The following is a 21,768-nucleotide window of genomic DNA, read 5'->3' on the forward strand; positions in this document are numbered from 1 at the left end:
GAAGAGGCGCCCGTAAAGAATTACAACGCCGTTGAATGCTTATATAAACGTTACTCTGCTCCATCTGTTATTGCCCGTTGAACAGCATAGTTTCCTACGTTTTTCCCAACTGTCAACCCTACTTCACAATCTGCCCGGTAGTGTATGCCTCCATATAATCTTGACATGGCGGCTTCCTGTGCCATCGCCTCATAAGCTGCTTTTCTCTCAGGTATAATATGCCCGAGAATAGTGGCAGCAGCACCACTAAATGTGGAGTGCCCCGAAATATAAGAAGGGAAATTAGGTAAGCCGGTCAGTGTTTTTATTCTTGGATCAAGTTGGGAAGGTCTTGGATTGAAATAAAACATTTTTGTATCCCAGGTTACCACCGCTGCATCAAACTCAGCCAAATTCAATAAAGCCATATTGCGGGCCCATCTCACTTCGCTGAAATTTTTCTTTAAAAAATCGGTTGCAGCAATCTCATTCCAATGACCTGGAGGCGTAGGCGTTGCAATGCCATCGGCCCAAAAATGAACTATGGCAATGTGTTCCCTTTTGGGATCTTTTGTATAAGAATAAACTTCAGCCAGTTCTTTCTTCATCTGTTCACTCGAAGTGGATGGAGGCGCAGCCGGACGCAATGACAAAGCTGTGAGTGAATCAAATAAAAAACATTTTACTTTTCCAAACATCATCAGCATGGGAGGACGTTTAGGTATCTCATAACTTTTCCAGGGAATCTCTCCTCTTGCAACGCAGTCTGCTTCAAACTGAGCCCAGATAGCAGCATTTCCGCCCGCAGTACCAGCCCGGTCACCTCTTGCACGGGCCACAAATTTTTGCGCAACTGATCTACCCAATGCTTCACCGGCTTCAATATCGCTGCGGACGTTGGCCCCGGCAATTATACGTGACCGTTTATGTTCCTCTGCTTTCTGCTGAATAAACTCCTGCTCGCCGGGAAATAATAATTTCATCAGCTCCACACATACACCCGCCACTACAGCATCTTCAGAAGGATAAGACGGAAGATCTGATTTTTGAATCAGCGTTTTCACTGTGCTATCAACTTTGTAAGGAGCAGCACGGTTGTATAATGTTTTATAATGCCATGCTGCTACCAATGCATCATATTGTGCAGCGCTGAAATAGGCGTAAGCCCTTGCTGCATAAGGCGGGTTGGCGAAAGGAAAATAAGGATACGCCAACGGGTTAGCAGCACTGGGTGCAGGATAGGTGCCGTCAGGATTTTGATACGGCGGCAAATTATATTTTGATACCAATTCCCGCATGATCTCATTCCAGCGAAATACAGCGCCGGCACTCCAATATTTCACCATGTTCTTTTCCTCATCGGTCAGCTTAGCCTGCCATGATTTTATTTCATTGATCTGTGCAACGTAATCGGGTGTGTTGGTAGCCGACGGAGCCGCCACCGTAAATTCAGTCGGCCCCGTTAACAGTATCGGTTTCCAGGTACCGGCATTCAGATCATTATTGGAGGGTTGCAGTGCAGGCGCATCATCTGTTCTTCCTTCCACATGTTTATTACAGGCAATAACAATAGTTGCTATTACGGCCAATATAATTATTGAACAAAAAAATGACTTATTCATATCAATTCGTTTTTGCAGGTTGATCAGATGATTTTGTTTTTTTGCTCAGATCAAACACATAAAAGAAAGAGCCATACACAGTAGTTGACTGACCTACATTTCTGCCTTTGATAGTGTACATGCCGCCGGCAACTATTGACAACTGGGGCAATGGCGGAAGAACATATTTTAGATTCACGCCAGCCTGCGTGGCATCCATATTATTGCTTGGAAAAGGCATGTTATTGCGGGTAATATCGAAGCCACCCAATGTATTCCAGATATTGAGCACTCCTTCTGCTATCAACCTGTGATTACGAAATCCTGCCCGAATATTATAATTGGCGGCGTTGGGCATCTCCACTTCATTGCTATAATGCATTTCAGTAGTATAGTAAGCGTCCCGGTCTATTTTTATATTGTCACGCAATACATAGGTTGCCGAGCCTGTGACGAAAAGATTGCTCCACTCGTAATCTGCCATCACTCTTGCCGAAGCAGTTTTGCTGCGAAGACCAATTGACATCGGAAGAAAATCGGCCACATAATCAGATAAGGGAAAAGAAACACCTGCTATTCCGAATAAAGAAAGTTTGCCTGGTCCAATATTTTTTTGAAAGGGCCGCCATTTCAGAAACAAACTCAGGTCCTGGATACCATCCATGCCATGCAGCGTACCCGCCGATGCTTTTGTTTTTACATAAGGTGCGCTGAACAATGCATTCAGTTTCCGGGTAATGCCATAGTTACCCATGATACTGTACATCTGAGTTGTAACCTTTCCGATATTCAGGTTTTCTCTTTTCAATGTTCCTTCCCAATAATCTTTCCAGCTACTATAGCTGTACATAGGACCCACACAGAGAGCATTTTTTTCCATCATGATGGCGTCTATGTCTGTTTGGGCAGTTACAATAAATGAAGACAGGACGAAGAAGCCTGCGAATGAGGCTCTCATTCCCTTGAATAAGATTTTCATGATTAAAACAGTTTTTGATAATAGAACCCCTGCAATGGATTCTTTGTGTTATCCTACCATCGAAGCAGCAGAATAACACAAAGAATCAAATGGTCAATTCAAACCTCGTTGATAATTTAAAGCCTTATAGAAAATCCGGCATTGATCAGGTAATCGGCAAAAGCAGCATCACCTTGTCTTTTAACACCATCATCAATGGTTCTTAATTTGTCCGAATAGCTTTGCGTACGATTGCGGCTTATAGCTACCGGCACTGATACATAAAAGTTTCCTTTTTTTGTGGTATATGAAATAGTAGGTTCTATTGAAGTAACGATACCTGGCCGGCGAAAACCTCTGTCTCCTCCAAACAAATCACTTGAAGGAATAGCTTCAGTACGGATGCCGGCTGATAAGTTGAATTTGTCTAACATAAAGTTCACACCTCCTCTTGCCATATACTGATCAGGCACACTCATAACAGAAGTAAAATATTTTTGATTGGTAGCTGATACCGCGCCACCTCTTGCTGTAGAGGTCCCATTTGTTTCTCTCGGATTGATGAGATAATAAAAATTGCCATACACTCCAAAGCCAAAATCGCCGTTGTGAATGATATTATAAAAACCATTCAGCTCAACAGTAAACCCTGTGCCTCCATCGCCTAATTGTATAGATTGATCTACGGGCCCCAATACTGCACTATCTGCCTCCGTTGATGACAACTTATGAAAATAATCCTGGTATTTATAATCCCCTGTTGGCAATTTAATACCAAGTCCTGCCTGAATGTTTGCATTAGGAGAATTGACAGGATTTAATAACCAGCGATACGCTGCTATGCGGATGTCACCAATGCCAAAAGACTCCGTTTTTCTTCTTGCTCCCTGCTTGGCACTGTTATTATTACCATAGTGTTCATACATAGATGAACGTACATTGGAAATAAGCGGCAGGTTGAATGCTACCGACCAACGATTGCTTAAAGCTTTGGTAAATGTAAGATCCCAGTTGAGTGAATAATTAATAACTTCTGTACCGTTTTCTACTCTCTCATGTTGTTCTTCCTTACCCACGAAATGTTTATATGATCTGAAATAACGGGTATTGAAATTGAACTGCCATCCTTTAGCTTCACCGGGCTTGCCTAATGTGCAGGTAGTACCATTGCTGCGAATAGCCACGCAGCCTTGTGCGTTAGATTTTAATTGTACAAAAAGAAATGCGATAAAAAGAATTATATAAAAGCGTTTCATAAATATTTTTTTGGGTTTGTTCGCCCTTCGCTTTAACTACGAAGGGTTAATTATTTTTTCTTCGCCCGGAATTAGTGAGAAAGTAATTGAGTTCTTTTTTGTTTTTTGGGCATCCTGTAAGAATAGCTAAGGTTAATTGAGTAATCAGCAAAAGCCGCATCACCCTGTACATGTGTTAGCTGAGTTTTATCGGCAATAACTGAGTTTTGTAAATTTTGTCTTGCTATATCGGCAGCGCTTTGAATACGGTTTCTTACAATATTGTATGGCACAAATAAGCTGAAACTATGCTGCTTGGTAGTATAAGATACGCCGGATTCTATAGCAACTACATAACCCGGGCGGCGGTAAGCTGCCTGACCGCCCAATGCATCATAAGCGGGGATGCCTTCTACTCTTCCAGCCAGCGACAAGGTCAGGTTTCTTGATTTCAATATCGAAGTCATTAAGCCGGCACGTCCGAAATATTGATCCGGACAAGCATAAACGTTATAACCCGTTAATGTTCCAAGAACATTCCCGTCTTTGTCTTTGACAACGGTTGGCTCAGATTTAAATGTACCATTAGATTCTTTTGGATTAAACAAGTAATAGCCATTAGCAAAAGCATAAATGCCTCTGTATACCTGAGCGAAGCCCTGCATCTCTAATGAAAATCCAAGTCCTCCGTCACCGGGTTGAATGGCCTGGTCCATCATAGTGTAACGATACGTTCCATTCGATTGAGGGGCCTGATCTACTTCAGAATGACTTCCGGTTGGCAATTTTATTCCTATACCTACATTTAAGTTGCCTTTATGGGCTTTAACAGGATCAAACAACCAGTAATTAGTTCCTATGCGTATATCTCCCAATCCTTTTGCATAAACACTGTAACGAAAGGTGTCTACCACTGGTGCCGTCTGACGCAAAACCTGAGACCTTTCATTGTGAACATAAGGAATTGAAAGATATAATTGCAGGCGATCGGTTAATCCATAATTTAAATTTAAATCCAATGAGTGAGAATAAATATTTACAGCATTGCCACGGTCAACTCCATCCGTTCCTAATCCGCCACGAGTGTTTTGCCGGTGCTTTTGTTCTTCTCTACCCACAAAATGTCTCCAGGAGTGGAAATAACGATAATTGGCGCCGATTTGGAAATCGCCTTTGGAAAGATTATATGAATTTGTTGATGAACACAGGGTATTAACACCGCCCATTTGACGGACTGCTACGCAGCCTTGTGCGGTTGCTTTTTGCTGAATAAAAAGAGTTGCTATGATTATAACTATATATAAGCGTTTCATAAAAAGTTAGTTGTTGTTTGTAAGTTGATTTTCTTTTTTGAGTTTCAATCGTTGAATAATAAAGTCACCCAGTTTGCGACCCGCAACATTGCCCTGCTCGTTATCGAAGCGATAGTGAATACCGCCATACAATCTGGACATAGCTGCTTCCTTTGCCGCTTCACGGAATGAGACAATACGCCTGCTTTCTATCCCAAACTCCAATGACGAGGTGTCGGTAAAAGAAAGCTTATCGCCAAACCAGTCTGTCATTACTTCGGCCGCTGCCGCCGAAATAGTAGCATGACCACTGGTGTAGGAAGGAAACGGAGGCGTCTGAATATAGGGCCGCCATTCTTCATCCAAATATTTATTGATAGCTGTTTCGGGCCGCACATAATTACTTCTGAATTTTTCATCCCAGCAACTGATAAATGCATCAAATAAGGCGACGGATGTTTCAGTATAGGCAGCTACCGTAGTCGCAAAATCAGCTTTTGATTCTTTGGCTGCGATACCCACAATGTTCATCCAGTGACCGGCGGGTGAAAATTTCTTAGTAGCAAACATGACGTGCCCGCTTACATTTAACTTAAACGGATTGTCGTCCCAGAAATCAGCTATGTGTTTTTGTTCTTCTGTCAGGCTATCCCCGATATTTTTTACCTCGTTCAAATATTTCAGGTATTCGCTGTTCTTATCCTTAATATTAAATAATGGCGGGCGGGGAGGCATGAACTGTGAACAGGAATCAAGCGTAAGGCACCGGATTGAATTCCATTTTGGTTCCACGGCCTGTGCATACATCGGTGGTGTTGGAATCCAGCGGCCTTCCTCATCTTTCACTGTATATTTTTCTGCACTTCTTGTTTGAGCGTAATTATCCCCTTTGCTCCATTTTAATACAACAGCAACAACAGTATCAGAAAAAGCAATGGTATTTTTCAAAATTTCAGAGGTCATCCCAGCCTTTCTTGCCTTTTCCTTTAGCTCATCATAATAGCCCATCATACTGCCTTCCGGGAAGGTAACAGCGTTGCCTACCTTACAGAATGAGAATAGTGACGCCAGTGAAAAGTCTATTTCTTTTCCTGCTTCAGGCTTTGGCATAGCCGGTAAATGTTTTACCTGGCCGGATAAACTTTGAAATTTACTATTACCTGCCGCCATTGTTTCATAGGCCGCTATATTGGCGTACGCATAATTCCTTGTGGCGATCATTGGCGGAAAATTATTTTCCAGCACCACATCATTTAGCTTCTTAACTGTTCTAGAATACAACAGCGGATCCTCTGTAAATTTTTTGTAATCGCCTGCCTTTTCTTTACACGACGAAAGAACAACGATGCCCAGCAGGGCAACCCCTAAAATATTTTTCACGACGATAATTTGAATGAACACAATCGTTCTTCCGGGAAAAGCCGGAAGAAATAACCTTAACTAAAAGAGAGAGATTTTTTGTTTTCCGGTGGTTGGCCGGGTGTAGCCTGACAGATATTATACAGGAAGGTAGAGTTCTGAGTGAATTGCTTTTTAATCAGGTGAGAAAAAATATCAATAGTGAAATTTGTTTCCTGGCCGTCATATTCACTCCAGAAATTTTTAGCCAGGTTGGTAGAATTATTTTGTTTTTTTCCGGGCTGGTCCTGGTCGAGACCGTTAGCCATTTTAAAAAAATCATTACCGGCCGCTTTTATCTTTTGCTTGGAGTCGTTGGGAATACATTTCAATACCAGGAAGCCATTCTCTACTTTACGCTTTACATAGGTGTAATATTTTCCATCCACCTCCATTTCACCATAATGCCTTTCAAAGTCTGACTGATCATTTTGATAGGGAACATTCAAAGCAACACGAACCTCTATTAATTGAGATTCATCGTAATCGTTATTGTCCAATTGGACCTCTAATTGCTTGTCCGCATCTTTGGCTAACATATTTGTAACAATACGATAGCCATACCAATTAAAAAAGAGGATGACTATTAATAATATAGCGGCAAGTTTCTTCAAAACAGTATAGTAGGCTACAATTTAAGACAATTTATGAATTGTAACAGCTGCTCCCGAATTTATTTCACCGTAAAGGTTTTCTTGTCCATGCCAATCCCGGTCAAAGTCAGAGATTGGCCCCATCCCCTGAAGGGGAATTTGAAATCATTTTACTGTGTAAGTTTTCCTTTCCGGACCAATTCCTTTTAAAGTCAGGGATTTCCAGCTATGCGGTAAAACAGACTTAAGCTGGATGATACCTCTAGATGTTATTTCCAGCCCGCCAAAACCCATCAATACGCTTTGTAAAATACCGCCGGCGCCGGTAGCAAAATAAGGGTTGGTACCGCCTTTAGTTTCAGCTATTACGCGGAAAGGAGGGTTTAGGTTAGGCAGGTAAGCATCCTTAAACCAATGCCAGGCTTTTTCTTTGTCGCCCAGTCTTGCATATAGTAGTGTAAAAATCGCCTGGGTCATCGCCGGCGTTCCTTCATTTGGTACTCTTGACTCATAGTACTCCAGGTCCTTTTTTATTTGGGATGCCGTACTCACCTCTTTTAACGGATAAGCCAACAGATTGACATCGGCCTGTTTTATTCCCTCTCCATTGTAGGAAGCATGTTCTCTTGTGACGCCATTATCCATTTTTAAAACAGGAATATTATTGGCCACATGTATCCAATCGGCATTTGCCTGTAAACCCAAAAGTTTTGCTGCTTCCGTAGCAAATTGCAGGTTGGCCTTAGCCGCTGCATTGGAAAAGGCGTTATTGTCGACATTCTCCGCCCATTCGTCTGCTGCAACTACATTCTTGATATCGTAGTGTCCCGGTCCATTTCTTTCTACACGGCTTGCCCAAAAATCAGCAGTAGCAGACAAAATTGGCCATCCTTTTTCCCGCAACCAGTTTTTGTCTTGTGTGACACAATAGTAATTCCAGGCCGCAATAGCCACGCAGGCAGTTATATGGTGTTCAAATGGTCCGCTTAGTGCCCACACCGGTGTTTCTTCTACCCCGGTTTCGGCACTCTCCCAGGGATACATGGCTCCTTTATATCCTTTACTAAAAGCGTTGCGGCGGGCAGCTTCCAATCGTTGAAACCTATATTCTACCATACTTTTTGCTATCTCTGGATGAAGCACCAGCATAGCGGGATACATCCAAAGATCAGTGTCCCAGAATACATGTCCATTGTAGCCCAGTCCACTTAATCCCATAGGCGATGGAGAAAGTGCCGTTCCTTCCCGTGAAAATGAATAAAGATGATAAAGCATACTGTGTATATCCTGCTGACTCTGCGGATCACCATCAATGATGATGTCGCTTTTCCATAGTTCTGTCCATGCTTTGGTATGAAAATTTATCAATCGTTCCCTCCCTTCCAGTTTCGCAAATATGGTGGCCCGTTCCGCTTCGTTCAACGGATCATCGTGATGAGCCGAAGTGATAGATGATCCCGCAATAGTAAAGCGGTATGTTTCGCCCGCCTTGATCTTTTTGCCAAACTTCATCAGGTGCATATTGTTATCCCACATTTCGTGTATCACCCGGGGCTCTTCACCGTGTTTCTCATTAAATAAAAAAGTATTGCTGGCACACATCAACAATTTTCCGGTGGGGCTTTTAGCCGAGGATGTCAACAGGCTGATTACAACATGGGGTCTGTCTATTTCATTGTAATAATTCTGCACATCCTTTAATGCATCAGGAGCTTCCATCACACTGGCCCCGGTAATGGCGATATCTTTTTTGGCTACGACACTTATGTCCATCAAAACTGTGTAGGGTAAATGCCGTAGTGAATAATAAGTGTAGGAGACTGATGCCTTATCGGCGTAATCAAACTGTGTTGTAAAATCGGCCCTTTGCATGTCCAGCTCTTGTTTCATATTTGTAGCGTCCTTACTACCGATTCTTTTTCCATCCACCTCCAGGTACATATTTAACAGGTTAAAACTTTTGAGAAAATTACTTACCCTGCCTCGCCCATACAGGTCGTAGGCTCCTGCCAGCACTACTTCTTTTACTTTAAATGGTTCGGGTGATGAGACGATGCCGATCATTCCGTTGGCTACCGTAATTCCATAGTAATTATTGGGGTCAATTGTGGCTGCGCTAATCTTCCAGGGATCCTGGGCTTGCGAACTATAAACAAATAAGGACAGGCAAAAAGTAAAAATGGACTTCCACATGGCAAATCTTGTTTTGGTGAAATTATATGAGTGAATTTAGTTTTATTTGCGCATTCATTTATTCATCAACAGAAAGTTTCCTGATATGAAAAAATGGTTGATTGGGCTTATCTCGTTATTGTTTCTTTTTTCAATTGGCACTTATTTTTTCATTCCTAAAAAAATATCGATAATAAGAACCGTCAATGCCAATGCAAACCAGGCAGGAGTATTCCGATTTTTGAGTGAAGAGAATAACTGGAAAAAGTGGTGGCCGGGGGAGGCTAGCACTGATGAGGAAAAAGATTCAGTATTGGAATTCGGTGAGTATAAATTTAAATTAGATGATATCCGGTATAATGCATTTAGAATTACATTAGGAAAAAATCAACCCATAGATACTTCAGTTTTACACTTGGTTCCCACAGGAACGGATAGCATTAAAATAGTTTGGGATGCTCTACTGAATACCGGCAATAACCCATTTCTCAAAATTAGCCAATACTACGAAGCAAGGAAACTGCGTAATAGTTTGGATATGATCCTGGCAACATTGCAGTCATTCATCAGCAATAATAAAAATATTTATGGCCTTGATATAAAAAAAGAGCAAGTAAAGATTGAATATGTGGTGTCAACAAAGAAAGTTTTTTCGAAGTATCCTGAAACAGAAGCTATCTATGAAATGATCAACAGTATAAAAAAATATATTAGTCAATCGCAGGGAATGGAGGAAGACTATCCTATGGTAAACATCACCTCGCAGGACAGTGCACGCTACCTGGCGCAGGTAGGAGTTCCTGTTGTCAGGGAAATACCCCAAAAAGATCAGTTTTTTTTAAAACGATTACTAAAAAACGGGAATATCCTGGTAACCGAAATGAAGGGCGGCAGGAACGTTTCCGATTCCGCAATGAAGAAAATAGAGTTATTTGCAAGCGATCACAAACTTTTTAATATTGCGTTGCCTTTTCTGTCACTTATAACCGACAGGACAAAAGAAAAAGATTCAAGCAAATGGGTGACTAAAATTTATTACCCGGTTAATTAATAAGAATTACTATTTCAGCTTAGAGAACCCAATTACCATAGTGCTATCATTATTCCTGGCAAGGATGTATCTCTTTTGACGGTCAATTAAAACTTCCCGTATATGACGGACTTGCCCTTTAACAGCAGGGCCGTTTATATTTTCACAGGCAAAAGCTCCTTTTCCTTTATTTACAAGTATGGTTCCGAAGTCAGCATCATATCTTCCCATCTGGATATTGTTACCATAGTAGTTTCCAGCTAATAAAATGTCTGGCTGGTTATCATCGTTTGCGTGCAAAACAACCGCGTCCCGGTAAGAACTTAGCTGAGCCTCCCATGGCATTGCCTGTACCTTAAAATTCATCTTGCCATCATTGATCAGGATTGCATTGGAAAAATAATCCGTACTTAACACCTCCGCTTCTTCTAATTTATCCGATCCAAATATTTCGCCAATGGTAGCGTTGGCAAAATCTCCCGCATACAAAAATTTCTTTTTTATAAAGGGCAGCTGTTTTTGGAGTTCATCCTTATTGACAAAGGGGATTTCTTTTCCATGTATATAATATGAAAGCACCTGCTCCTTTTTCCCATTATTGTCAAAATCATTACAATACAATTTGACAGGTTCCTCAACTGAAGCTTTCAACCGGCTGTTTAACCCGAGATTTCCGGCGACAAAGTCTATATCATTATCATTATCTATATCAACAGGCAATATAAAATTCCACCAGCCTTTTTCCTTTGCAAGTGTCTTTTTGGAAAAGCTTCCTTTGTTATTAATAAATGCCTCAATGCCGCCCCATTCGCAGGATACTACCAGGTCTTTATCACCATCCTTATCAATGTCAAACCACACTGCATTTGTAACCATTCCTACATTCGACAATTGCTTTGCATAGTGTTGTGTAACATCAGTAAATTTTCCGGAACCATCATTTTGCAATAAATATGACTGCGGAATTTCACCATATTCCCAGGGAACAGCTCTGCCTCCAAGGAATATATCCATATATCCATCATTGTTAAAATCATACGTTTCAATACAAGAGGCCGTTACATACAATCCTTGAAAGGCCCCTTCCAGTTTTTTAAATTGTCCCTTTCCATCATTGAGGTATGCCCGGGGTAACAAATGACGATCTGTTCCATAATATTCGTTACCGCCACTTGCTACAAGGAGGTCGGTATAACCATCGTTATTAACATCAGCCCATACTGCATCCACATCTTCGTACATGCTGTCTTTTCCCATTTCCTGCTGACTGGCGCGGCTAAATTTTCCGCCGGCCTGTTGTAGATAAATTGCATTATGAAATGTCTTAGAAGCCCCGATGAAAAAATCGTCCAGTCCATCACCATTAATATCAGCTACAGCTAACGCAGGGCCTTCAGTTGAAACCATGTGAGGAATGAGAGGTTCCCTGTTAAATTCTATAAATGGATTTTCGGTATGCCTATAATTAATATTGGTAGAGGCAGTAATATCTTCCATCGGTTTTGTAGGATTCCTGTCAAAAGAGGTGATTGTTTTATAATCAAACCTGGGAAGACCTTTTGAATAAGTGTATGAAAGGTTGGATGAGTCATTCAAGGAGATCCGCTGATAAGTATTATCCGGCCATACCAGGAAAACGGAATCCGGTTTTATATTGTTAAGCCCAATGTGGATAGGTGCCAGCATGCTTGACTGAAATCCCCGCACAGGGCTGTTTTCATAAGTGCTGATACCATCTTTTGTAAAAAGGATGATTTTAGCCCCTATCGCATTTATATTTTGTTCAGGGCCCTTGAGTTTTATCTCAACGTACCGTTTACCGTTATGGCCATTACTCTTGTTTTCATAAAGTAAAACAAAATCATCAATATTATTTACCACTATATCGAGGTCCCCATCATTATCAAAGTCTGCATATACCGCACCATTAGAATACGTTGGCCTATTATTATCAATGCTGTCTTTTGCGTCCCGGAACTCTAAATCGCCGAGATTCTTATAAAACTTATTTGGAATTTTTATCTCCGGAAACTTGCTTATCAACGCCATACTGTTTTCATCCAGCTTGAGATTTTGATAGCGACTTCTATCGGATACAAAATTCACATAATCCATATCATTCAATCTCTTGGGAATACCGTTTGAGATAAAAAGATCTTTCAACCCATCGTTATCAAAATCAAGCCAGAGAGAGGCCCAACTCCAATCAGTTGCATATATTCCTGCGTATAACCCCAACTCGCTGAACATCCCATTCCGCCTGTTGTATTGGAAATTATTCCGGGGATATTGATAGTTGTAACCAGCAGCAATCTTGTCGAAGAAAATATCATATTCGTCCTCGCCGAATGAACGTTTCAAAATATAAGGATCTTCCGGAAGCATATCCATTGAAATGATTTCCGGGAATCCGTCATTATTCACATCTGCGGCATCAACACCCATAGAAAACTTACTGGTATGCATCAAACGCTGGTCATTCTCGTCTGCAAAAGTTCCATTGCCCTGGTTGATGTACAGGTAATCATTTTCATGAAAATCATTACCTATATAGAGGTCAGGATGTCCGTCAAGATTAATATCGGACACCACTACACCTAATCCATAACCATTTGCCGAACTGTTGATACCCGTTGATGAAGTAATGTCTTTGAATACTAAGTCGCCTGGTGCCGCTGCATTGGGACCTTCATTACGAAAAATACGATCACCTGAAAGACTATTAAATGTTCCTAGAAAATTGCGTCTTGAACTAAATGAACCATTTTGGTGAACAGAGTGATTTAGTAAAAACATGTCGTTGTCTCCGTCACCATCATAGTCAAAAAAAGCTGCCTGCGTACTAAACCCTGAGAAGTCCAGCCCATACTGGCTGGCCCTGTCTTCATAAAAAGGAATACCGTTTTTTATTCCCTTGCAAATAAGCAATTGATTTTTGCTGTTTAACACCTCGTATTTACCAACCTTGCAAACATAAATATCCAACAATCCATCGTTGTTAATATCTATCACCGAAACACCGGTTGACCAGCTCTTATCCTGTGGTATTCTCGCTTCTTTGGTTACATCCGTAAAAGCCAATTTACCCTTGTTTAGGTATAATTTATTTTCTCCCTGGTTGGACGAGAAGAACAAATCAATTTTTCCATCATTATTAAAATCACTGGCGCCAACACCCGCACCATTATAAAAATACATGTAATTAAACATGTTAAACTCAGAGGTAGGTTCCAGTTTATTAATAAAATCAATCCCGGTTATTTTAGGATCAAGTGCAATAAATAACGGATCTTTTACCTTGCTCTTCGAGGTGCATCCACAAAGAATCACCCCTGAAAGCAGGAAAAGTATAAGAATAAGATTATAAGATTTTTGAGAAATCATTGGGATAATTAAAACTTCTTTTCTAACCGATACAAAACGGGATACATATTATTCCTGGTGAAAAGAATAAATCGCTGGCTATTGCTGTGTATTTCTTCAATATCCCTGACTTCTCCGCTAATTTTCAGCCCTGACTCAGCTGGTTTTGTCCGTTCAAAATTACCTTTTCCATTATTGATAAGTACATCACCGCAGCTGGCATCTAACCTGCCAAATTGCGGAGGATATTGAAAACTGTTACCCCCGACTACCAGATCCGGGTGCCGGTCATTATTCACATCCAGTACGGCAATGGCATGGATGCTGGATAATTGAGTCATAAAAGGCAACTTTCTAATTTGAAATGACCCGTTATCATTATTTATAGCAATAATCGAACTGGAGTAGTTAAACGCCTTTACCACTGATTCGTCAATCATCTTTTTATTGAAAATTTGCTGGATGGGTCTTCCGGCATAATCACTGTTTTTTAAATTTTCTTTTTTTAATCCCGGAAATTGATCCGTCAAGTCCTTTTTTGTCAATACGGGCATGTCCCTGCCATTAATGGTACTCGTTCTCACCTGGTCGACAACGCCGTTTTGATCGAAATCGTTCAACCACATTTTTACCGGATGGGCAGAATCAGGACGCAGATAAAAATTCTCACCAATATTACCTAAAACAAGATCTGTTTTTCCATCTCCATTCAAATCACTGGCCACTACAGTTTGCCAGCACCCATACAAGTCTGTGAGTCCTGTATTTTTCAGCTCATCAAATGTTTTTCCATTATAAGTAAAAATTCTTGGGCTCATCCACTCTCCTGAAACGATCAACTCTTTTCTTTCATCGCCATAAACATCCGCCCACGCAGCACCGGTAATCATTCCTGCAGAAGAAATAGATTCACTCATTTTTTTGGTAACATCCGTGAAACCGCCCTTGCCATCATTAAGATATAAATAGCTGACGGGTGTTTCTCCGTACCTATAAGGAATGCTGCGGCTGCCGACAAACAGGTCCTGGTCCCCATCATTATCAAGGTCGTTTGCTGCAACAACAGCAATATTCATGCTGTTAGGAGGAAATGCTGTAGTATCTGCTTCAAACACTCCTTTGCCATTATTTTTATAGAGCCTGTGCTGCAATTGCCTCGCCCCCGGCGGAACATTATTACCGCCTGATCCAATGAATAAATCGAAATCATGATCGCCATCACCATCGAAAAATAATACAGCTACATCTTCAAAGCCGGCATACTGATCAAAAACTTTTTGCTTTTGTAAAGTGAAGCCCTTACTAGTTTGAAAATATAACTGCCCTGGCTGTCCTTTTGCTCCGCCAATATAAACGTCTTCCATTCCATCGCCGTTTACATCTCCCTTTGCTATCTGTGGGCCTTCTCTCGATAACATCTCCGGCAGATTTCTCTCGTAATAAAAATCCACATAATCATCTTCTTCGTGTTTGATCATGCCACTCTCAACAAGGCGTAAAGCCGGCGAAGAAATGGTATCGCTAATCAACAGTCTTTTCTTTCCGGGATCAGGTTGTTTCAACTCATAAACCTTGTTTAATTCAGGCCGTTCGGATTTGGTATATGTCCCATCGGGCCAAATAATAACCATTGAGTCAATAACTGCCGTATTTCCCAAGCCAATCATTTGTTTATAATCTACGGAGGACTGAAAGCCGCGGCTTGGCTCAATTTCGCGATATAAAACCTGGTCCTTCAGATAAACTTTAATTTGACTGCCTATGGCAAAGGTATTCTTATCCCTTCCTTTTAATAAGACACCAATGTATTTATGTGTGTTATTTTCCCGGCTATTGTTCTTATAAACAAATGCCTTTTCATTGACATTGTTAATCACCAGGTCAAGGTCGCCATCATTATCGAGATCACCGTAAGCAGCTCCATTTGAAAAAGATGGTTTGGTGAAACCCCATGTATTTCCTGCATCAGAAAATTTAAGTTTGCCTTCATTTTTAAATGCTTTGTTCAACACCGGAACCGAAGGTATTTTTGAAATAATTTCATCCACTTGTTCCTTTTTACCTGTCAGCACCATTTTTTGGATAACATCATTGGCGAAAAAGTCAATAAAGTCAAGATCCGTCACATCGTGATAAATGCCGTTACAAACATAGATATCTGTCAATCCATCATTGTCTGCATCAAACATCAACGCACCCCAGCTCCAGTCAGATGCGGCAACTCCGCTGAAAAATCCGGTTTCTAAAAACTTGTTGTTTCCATTATTAATCTGCAGTGTATTCTGCATAAATTGGTGATAAAACCCCTGCTCTACTTTATACCGATAAACATCAATATTGTCGAAGGAAGATGTAGTTTTCAAACGATAGTCATCATCCGGCAACATATCCGTGGTGAAAATATCCACAAGACCATCATTGTTAATATCGCCGATATCAGCACCCATTGAAGCCAGACTTGTATGCCCCATCCAGTCCTCCAGCTCATCTTTAAATGTCCCGTTTCTTTGATTGATGTACAAGTAATCTCTTTCAAAAAAATCATTGGATACATATATATCGGGATAGGAATCATTATTAACATCACCAATAGTAACACCCAGTCCAAAGCTTATCAAGCTTCCATGTACACCTGCCTCCTTGCTGATATCAACAAACTTACCATCATCATTTCTGAATAGCCGGTCACCTCCTCCTTTTAAAAAATCAGCGACTGGCCACTCCGCCGCTTTCAAATCCCGCTTATTTGCATAGTTAAGTGTGTTAACAGGAATAAAACTGTTGTTTATTATAAAGGCATCTAAATCGCCGTCAAGGTCATAATCAAAGAATGCAGCATGTGTTGCATATCCTCCTTTATTGGCGAGTCCATAGGCTTCGGCTGCCTCGGTGAAACTGATTTCCTTTTTGGAAGTGGAAATTCCGCTATTGATATACAGCTTGCTTTGTGGAGCTACTCCGTTTATATAGCCGGCACTGCAAACATAAATATCCAACCATCCATCGTGATTAATATCAACCATCACCACACCTGTACTCCAATCTTGTTTATCTACAAATCCTGCTTTTTGCGAAACATCTTCAAACTGCCAGTTCCCTTTATTTTTATAGAGCTTATTGGCGCCCATATTGGCAGTAAAAAAAACATCAGCGAGTCCATCATTGTCGACATCTCCAATGGCTACACCTCCACCATTATAAAAATTCCGGTAGGTAAGAACGTTGAAGTCTTTTGTATCTGTTATATTATTGGAAAAGTCAATGCCAGTAGATTCCTTTAACTCGAACAGTTTTTTTTGCTTTGTTTCTGAAGTACATGAACACAAACAAAAAATGTAAAAAAAGGCAACGGAGGAGCAAAACTTGAACGACATATTTGTTAAGCAAAAAAAGGCCATTTTTAAAATGACCTTTTAAATTTATTTTAAAATCTCTAATTAATTAGCATATCCCGGATTCTGAGTAAGGTTCGGGTTCACCGCTAATTGATTGCTGGGGATAGGGAATAACAGGTTTGTAGTGCCGTTATCTGCTGCTTTTTCCTGCCAGGCTTGCAAAAATTTACCAAACCGTATCAGGTCATTTCTTCTCCAGCACTCCCAATACATTTCTCTTCCTCTTTCATCCAAAAGAGCGTTTAAATCAACTGAAGCCAACGCTGATGCACCACGTTTTGCACGTATAGAATTTACAAGGTCTGCAGGAGTGCTTCCATAAGATCCGGCAGCTGTGCCGGTACCGCCCCGAAGAATTGCTTCTGCTTTCATCAGCAAAACATCAGCTAATCTAAACATAACATAATCGTTGTTCTTTTGATCCCCGGGTGCAGCATAATCATAAGGATATTTCATTACCCTTATACCTGTAAATTCCAAAGTATTCGGGTCAGGCTCATTTATTTTCACTTCTCTGGTAAAACTTAGTGGAGCAGTAGAAGGATTCCTGGCATTCAAAGGAGCATCGGTGGTCAAATTATACTGCCGTCCTATAAGAAATCCAACATTTGTTCTTTTACCTGGGTTGGGCAGGCCGGCAGGATATGGATAATATCCTCCTAATCTTTTATCAGTTGGATCAAATTTATCATAAAAGTCAGAAAGTGTTGCAAACCCATTCCACCCCGAAGGGTTCATGTTGTAATGTGACACCATGAAAGCAAAACCACGAACATTAGCCCCCCTGTTGTCACTGGAGCTGTTATAAAAGCTATAGATACTTTCTTTTGACTTTACATCGTTGTCGGGCGCAAAAATATCGAAGAAATTATCATTCAATGTATACTTGTTACTGTTTATGATCTCATCTGCCAGGGAAATTACCTTGTTCATATCGGCAGGATCAAATGTGGGTGTTGCCCTGTTTGCATATACCCCTTTGTTCAGATAAATTTTCATTAATAATGCACGTGCAGCGTTTTTATTGGCCGTATAGGCAGGTCCTGTATCCGGAAGAGTAGCGATAATATCATTTAGTTCACTAATGATAAAGTCTGCCGCTTCTAATCCTTTAAGGGTTATTGGTAATATTTTATAATCAGTCAGATCTTCCCTGTAAGGCACCTGGTCGTAGCCGTCCAAAACCCAATACATAGATAAAGCCCGAAGAAACCTTGCTTCGGCTGCTTGCTGTGCCGTAGGGTTATATTGTAACACATTTGAAGCGTTGAACTGTGCAACCAGCATTTCCGTAAAAGCGCCGGCGACAAATTCATGGTCAGGATTCCAGGTATGGGCATGCAGGGCCTGCCATAACCCATTATCATACCAGTCGGGGCCACGGGTAGGTGCAATTGCTTCATCAGTAGTAATATTGGTGGTTGACCAAACATTTCCATTGCCCTGGAAGGACCCTCCAATAGAATTATAGGCATTGATCAATAACCCGGAAGCGGTAATATTGCTATTATCGGCCTGTTCCAGTTCTCCTCTGAAACTCTCGTCCAGCTTGGTGCAGGAAAATAACCAGACCGCCAGGATTAAAATCAGAAAAATTCTTATAAGTTTCATATCGCTAATTATTTAATGTTATAAGGAAAGGTTTATCCCCAATTGAAATGACCGTGCAGAAGGATATGGTACATATTCAATCCCCAATGAAGGAATGCCACCAAAACCACCATCCGTATTAACTTCAGGATCAAACCCGTTATATTTTGTAATTACAAACAGGTTCTGCCCTGTCAGGGAAATATAAAGGTTTCTTATATTTTTTCCGATATCTCCCACTCGGTAGCCTATGCTGGCATTGGCCAATTTGACGTAATTGCCTTTCTCAAGGAATCGGGTTGATGGAGAAGCGGCATTGGCCCTGGATTCCTGTACATCGCCACCTAATAAGTCTTTTGCAATATTTCTTGTTCCCAGATTACCTATACCCACCACGGTTGCTGCTGTATTATTGTACAAGTAATGACCGAATGTGCCGTTAAAATTCAGTGCTGCCGAAAATTTCTTATAAGTTAAATCAGTAAATAATCCTAGGAGCATTTTAGGGTTGGGGCTTCCTGAATAAAACTTAGCACCACCATTGGCTAAAATATCCTTGCCCGTCGTTTTATCAAGACCTTCCCACTTTTGAAGATACCATACATTTAAAGGCTGATTTGCAACCAATCTTTGTCCTCTTACATTGGAAAAGCCCTGCCCCCTAAGCTCACCGGTTTCATAAAAACCAGCTAAGCCTTTTACTGTATTTTTAAGAAAAGAAGCATTACCGCCGAGATTCCAGTTAAAATCCTTCCTGCTCATTATAGTGCCATTTAAAGTTATTTCGACACCCTTATTTAAAACGTACCCATCCAGGTTGATCCATATTCTTCCGACTTGCGGGGCTGGATAAACAAGATTTTGTTCAAATAAAACATCGGTAGTTTTTTTATAGAAATAATCAATGGACCCGCTAATCCTGTTATCAAGAATTGTAAAATCAATCCCTGCATTTGTCGTGGCTGAAGTTTCCCATTTTAAATCTTCATTTCCATAGTTCACCTGCTCAAGGCCCCACTCTTGCCTGGAAGGGTTGTACTGTCCTATAGAAACCCTGTTTAATGAAGCACCTGAAGGAAACTCCTGGTTACCTGTTTTACCCCAACCCAGGCGTAGTTTAAGATTATTGAAAAAACTGTTGCCTGCTAAAAAATCTTCTTTAGTAATATTCCATGCAAGGCCCACAGATGGGAAATATCCATACTTATTGTTTTCGCCAAATTTGGTAGAACCATCCGCCCTGAAGGTTCCTGTCAATAAATACTTGTCTTTATAATTTACAATAGCCCGCGCAAAATAAGACTGTAGCTCTGTGGTAGGGTCATCAAAGTTGAACAGAATACGGCTGGATTGTGATGAAACATGCATTATGTCATAATAATCCAAGCCGTTATTTGGAAAATCCTGCCCAAACATCCCGCTCCCTTTTGAATCAAAAATCAGCCATTCGTGCCCTAACAGCGCATTTAAGTTAAAATCTGAAGTGATTTGTTTATTAAAGTTTAATGTGTTGGTGATCTGGGTGTTTGTTTGCTCCTGGTTTCTTACAAATGCTGCGCCGTGGCCCTCAACACCTGGTTCATTAATCACCCTGTTTATCTGTCCTTTTCTGTTACCCACCTGGCGATTAACGCTGTAAAGAAATTTATATTCCAGGTCCCTGGTGATTTTGTAAGAAGGAGAAATGCTGGCTATAATGGTATTGACTTTTGCTTTATCATCAAAAAAATCCAATGTAGCAAGAGGGTTAACCGTTGTTAAACCCAATCCGTGTTGAATCCAGGCTGAGTCTGTGCCAGGTTTAATTAAAGGGTGCGTTGGATTCCATTGTAATGCCTGTGATATCAAATTACCTTCAAAACCCACAAAAGCAGAAATCGGCGCAATTTGTTCATTAGTCTGCGTGACTAACACGTTTATATCGAGTCCAAGCTTTTTACTTTCTAAAAATTTGAAGCTGCTTGTTAAGTTGGCGGTTATTTTCTTCAATTCAGAAGTTTTAATAATGCCTTCCTGGTCGAGGTAACCAACTGATAAACGATACCGGCCATTGTCTGTACCACCGCCAACTGCAACATTATAGTTTTGGGTAAGCCCTGTACGGCTGATTTCATCAAATGCGTCAACGTTTCCTCCAAAATCACCAGTGGTCACTGAATAGTCTTTCAATGCCTGCCTGTATTCTGCTGCGCTTAATACTTCTAATTTCTTTAAAACATTAGAAATGCCGGTAGATGCACTTACATCCACTGTAGGAATACCTGATTTTCCGCGTTTTGTATTTATTATTACTACTCCGTTAGCGCCTCTTGATCCATAAATCGCAGTTGCAGAAGCATCTTTTAAAATTTCAATGCTGGCAATATCATTTGGGTTAATATAGTTCAAAGGATTACCGCCATCGTTTCCAATGTTTCGGCCCTGACCGCCCGGTCTAGCAGAACCACCCGACAAAGGAACACCGTCTAATACAAATAAAGGTTGGTTACCTGACCTGATTGAAGAGGACCCCCGAATCCGAACCGTAGTCGATCCGCCTGGCTGTCCTGTGTTGTTAATAACCAGAACCCCTGCTGCTTTACCCTGGATCAATTGATCGGGTGAAGTATAAGTTCCTTTATTAAAATCTTTTGCCTGTACAGATGCTACGGATCCGGTCAAGTCTTTCTTTCTTGCCGTACCATATCCTATAACAACCACTTCGCTTAACCCCGCAGAAGCAGCGACCAATGAGACATCAATTGAAGTCTTATCAGTAATATCCAATTCTTGCCTTTCAAATTCGGCAGAAGATATCACTAACGTGTTAATTCCAGCAGGGACAGCAATTCTAAATGTACCATCGGCGCCTGTGGAAGTACCAGTTTTTGAGCCTTTAGGCTGAACCGATGCACCGATAACGGGTGAGCCGTCTTTTGAATCAGTAACCTTACCAGTTACAACTTTTTCTTGCGCCAGCGCAGAGAAGGAAAAGAGCAGGAATGGCAACAAGAATGCATAGAGCAATCGTTTCATTGACATAAGCATTCGTTTTTGTGAGTTTAGCAGATATAAGAAGACTACAAATGTGTAGCCTTGACACAATTTAAAAAATTATTAGTTTCTTAACAAAAAAAATCTTTTTCCTATGTATCAATAACCACCAACTAATGAAAGGCCATC

At 40.9% G+C, this 21,768-nt stretch carries 12 protein-coding genes; 1 reads left to right on the forward strand and 11 read right to left on the reverse strand.

Annotated features, from left to right (window positions below; translation table 11 throughout):
- Window positions 1-50 precede the first annotated feature (50 nt).
- The 7 genes from P2W73_RS19715 to P2W73_RS19745 all read right to left on the reverse strand — a co-directional run bounded on the left by P2W73_RS19715 (window position 51) and on the right by P2W73_RS19745 (window position 9,249).
- Window positions 51-1,601, reverse strand: coding sequence for a vanadium-dependent haloperoxidase (locus tag P2W73_RS19715; RefSeq protein ID WP_276503817.1), 1,551 nt, complete (start codon window positions 1,599-1,601; stop codon window positions 51-53).
- 1 nt (window position 1,602) lies between these two features.
- Window positions 1,603-2,559 (reverse strand): hypothetical protein, encoded by a 957-nt coding sequence (locus P2W73_RS19720; RefSeq protein WP_276503818.1) that lies wholly within the window; start codon window positions 2,557-2,559, stop codon window positions 1,603-1,605.
- A gap of 116 nt (window positions 2,560-2,675) precedes the next feature.
- Entirely contained in the window at window positions 2,676-3,794 is a 1,119-nt protein-coding gene (locus P2W73_RS19725; RefSeq protein ID WP_276503819.1) for a hypothetical protein, read from the reverse strand.
- Window positions 3,795-3,865: 71 nt separating this feature from the next.
- On the reverse strand, window positions 3,866-5,086 hold the full coding sequence (locus P2W73_RS19730; RefSeq protein WP_276503820.1) for a hypothetical protein: 1,221 nt from the start codon (window positions 5,084-5,086) through the stop codon (window positions 3,866-3,868).
- A gap of 6 nt (window positions 5,087-5,092) precedes the next feature.
- Entirely contained in the window at window positions 5,093-6,445 is a 1,353-nt protein-coding gene (locus tag P2W73_RS19735) for a vanadium-dependent haloperoxidase (protein ID WP_276503821.1), read from the reverse strand.
- A 56-nt stretch (window positions 6,446-6,501) separates the two neighbouring features.
- Window positions 6,502-7,077, reverse strand: a complete 576-nt coding sequence (locus P2W73_RS19740; protein WP_276503822.1) for a hypothetical protein — start codon at window positions 7,075-7,077, stop codon at window positions 6,502-6,504.
- A gap of 144 nt (window positions 7,078-7,221) precedes the next feature.
- The gene (locus P2W73_RS19745) at window positions 7,222-9,249 is read right to left on the reverse strand and encodes a kojibiose hydrolase (protein WP_276503823.1); all 2,028 of its coding nucleotides are present in this window, start codon (window positions 9,247-9,249) and stop codon (window positions 7,222-7,224) included.
- An 85-nt stretch (window positions 9,250-9,334) separates the two neighbouring features.
- Between P2W73_RS19745 and P2W73_RS19750 the strand changes: the two genes are divergently transcribed.
- The gene (locus tag P2W73_RS19750; RefSeq protein ID WP_276503824.1) at window positions 9,335-10,279 is read left to right on the forward strand and encodes a GyrI-like domain-containing protein; all 945 of its coding nucleotides are present in this window, start codon (window positions 9,335-9,337) and stop codon (window positions 10,277-10,279) included.
- A gap of 9 nt (window positions 10,280-10,288) precedes the next feature.
- Here the strand turns inward: P2W73_RS19750 and P2W73_RS19755 are convergent, their stop codons facing one another.
- From P2W73_RS19755 to P2W73_RS19770, 4 genes are all read right to left on the reverse strand, one after another.
- A complete protein-coding gene (locus tag P2W73_RS19755) occupies window positions 10,289-13,642 on the reverse strand; it encodes a VCBS repeat-containing protein (protein ID WP_276503825.1) in 3,354 nt (1,117 codons plus the stop codon).
- 8 nt (window positions 13,643-13,650) lie between these two features.
- Entirely contained in the window at window positions 13,651-16,947 is a 3,297-nt protein-coding gene (locus tag P2W73_RS19760) for a VCBS repeat-containing protein (protein WP_276503826.1), read from the reverse strand.
- Between the two features lie 111 nt (window positions 16,948-17,058).
- On the reverse strand, window positions 17,059-18,627 hold the full coding sequence (locus P2W73_RS19765; protein ID WP_276503827.1) for a RagB/SusD family nutrient uptake outer membrane protein: 1,569 nt from the start codon (window positions 18,625-18,627) through the stop codon (window positions 17,059-17,061).
- An 18-nt stretch (window positions 18,628-18,645) separates the two neighbouring features.
- Window positions 18,646-21,621, reverse strand: a complete 2,976-nt coding sequence (locus P2W73_RS19770) for a SusC/RagA family TonB-linked outer membrane protein (protein WP_276503828.1) — start codon at window positions 21,619-21,621, stop codon at window positions 18,646-18,648.
- Window positions 21,622-21,768: the final 147 nt, after the last annotated feature.

Source organism: Terrimonas pollutisoli (assembly GCF_029360765.1).
Taxonomy (GTDB): Bacteria; Bacteroidota; Bacteroidia; order Chitinophagales; family Chitinophagaceae; genus Terrimonas_B; species Terrimonas_B pollutisoli.

Coding starts and splice junctions, on each gene's coding strand:
- P2W73_RS19715 (WP_276503817.1), bottom strand. CDS start 1,601: ATGAATAAGTCATTTTTTTGTTCAATAATTATATTGGCCGTAATAGCA.
- P2W73_RS19720 (WP_276503818.1), bottom strand. CDS start 2,559: ATGAAAATCTTATTCAAGGGAATGAGAGCCTCATTCGCAGGCTTCTTC.
- P2W73_RS19725 (WP_276503819.1), bottom strand. CDS start 3,794: ATGAAACGCTTTTATATAATTCTTTTTATCGCATTTCTTTTTGTACAA.
- P2W73_RS19730 (WP_276503820.1), bottom strand. CDS start 5,086: ATGAAACGCTTATATATAGTTATAATCATAGCAACTCTTTTTATTCAG.
- P2W73_RS19745 (WP_276503823.1), bottom strand. CDS start 9,249: ATGTGGAAGTCCATTTTTACTTTTTGCCTGTCCTTATTTGTTTATAGT.
- P2W73_RS19750 (WP_276503824.1), top strand. CDS start 9,335: ATGAAAAAATGGTTGATTGGGCTTATCTCGTTATTGTTTCTTTTTTCA.
- P2W73_RS19755 (WP_276503825.1), bottom strand. CDS start 13,642: ATGATTTCTCAAAAATCTTATAATCTTATTCTTATACTTTTCCTGCTT.
- P2W73_RS19765 (WP_276503827.1), bottom strand. CDS start 18,627: ATGAAACTTATAAGAATTTTTCTGATTTTAATCCTGGCGGTCTGGTTA.
- P2W73_RS19770 (WP_276503828.1), bottom strand. CDS start 21,621: ATGAAACGATTGCTCTATGCATTCTTGTTGCCATTCCTGCTCTTTTCC.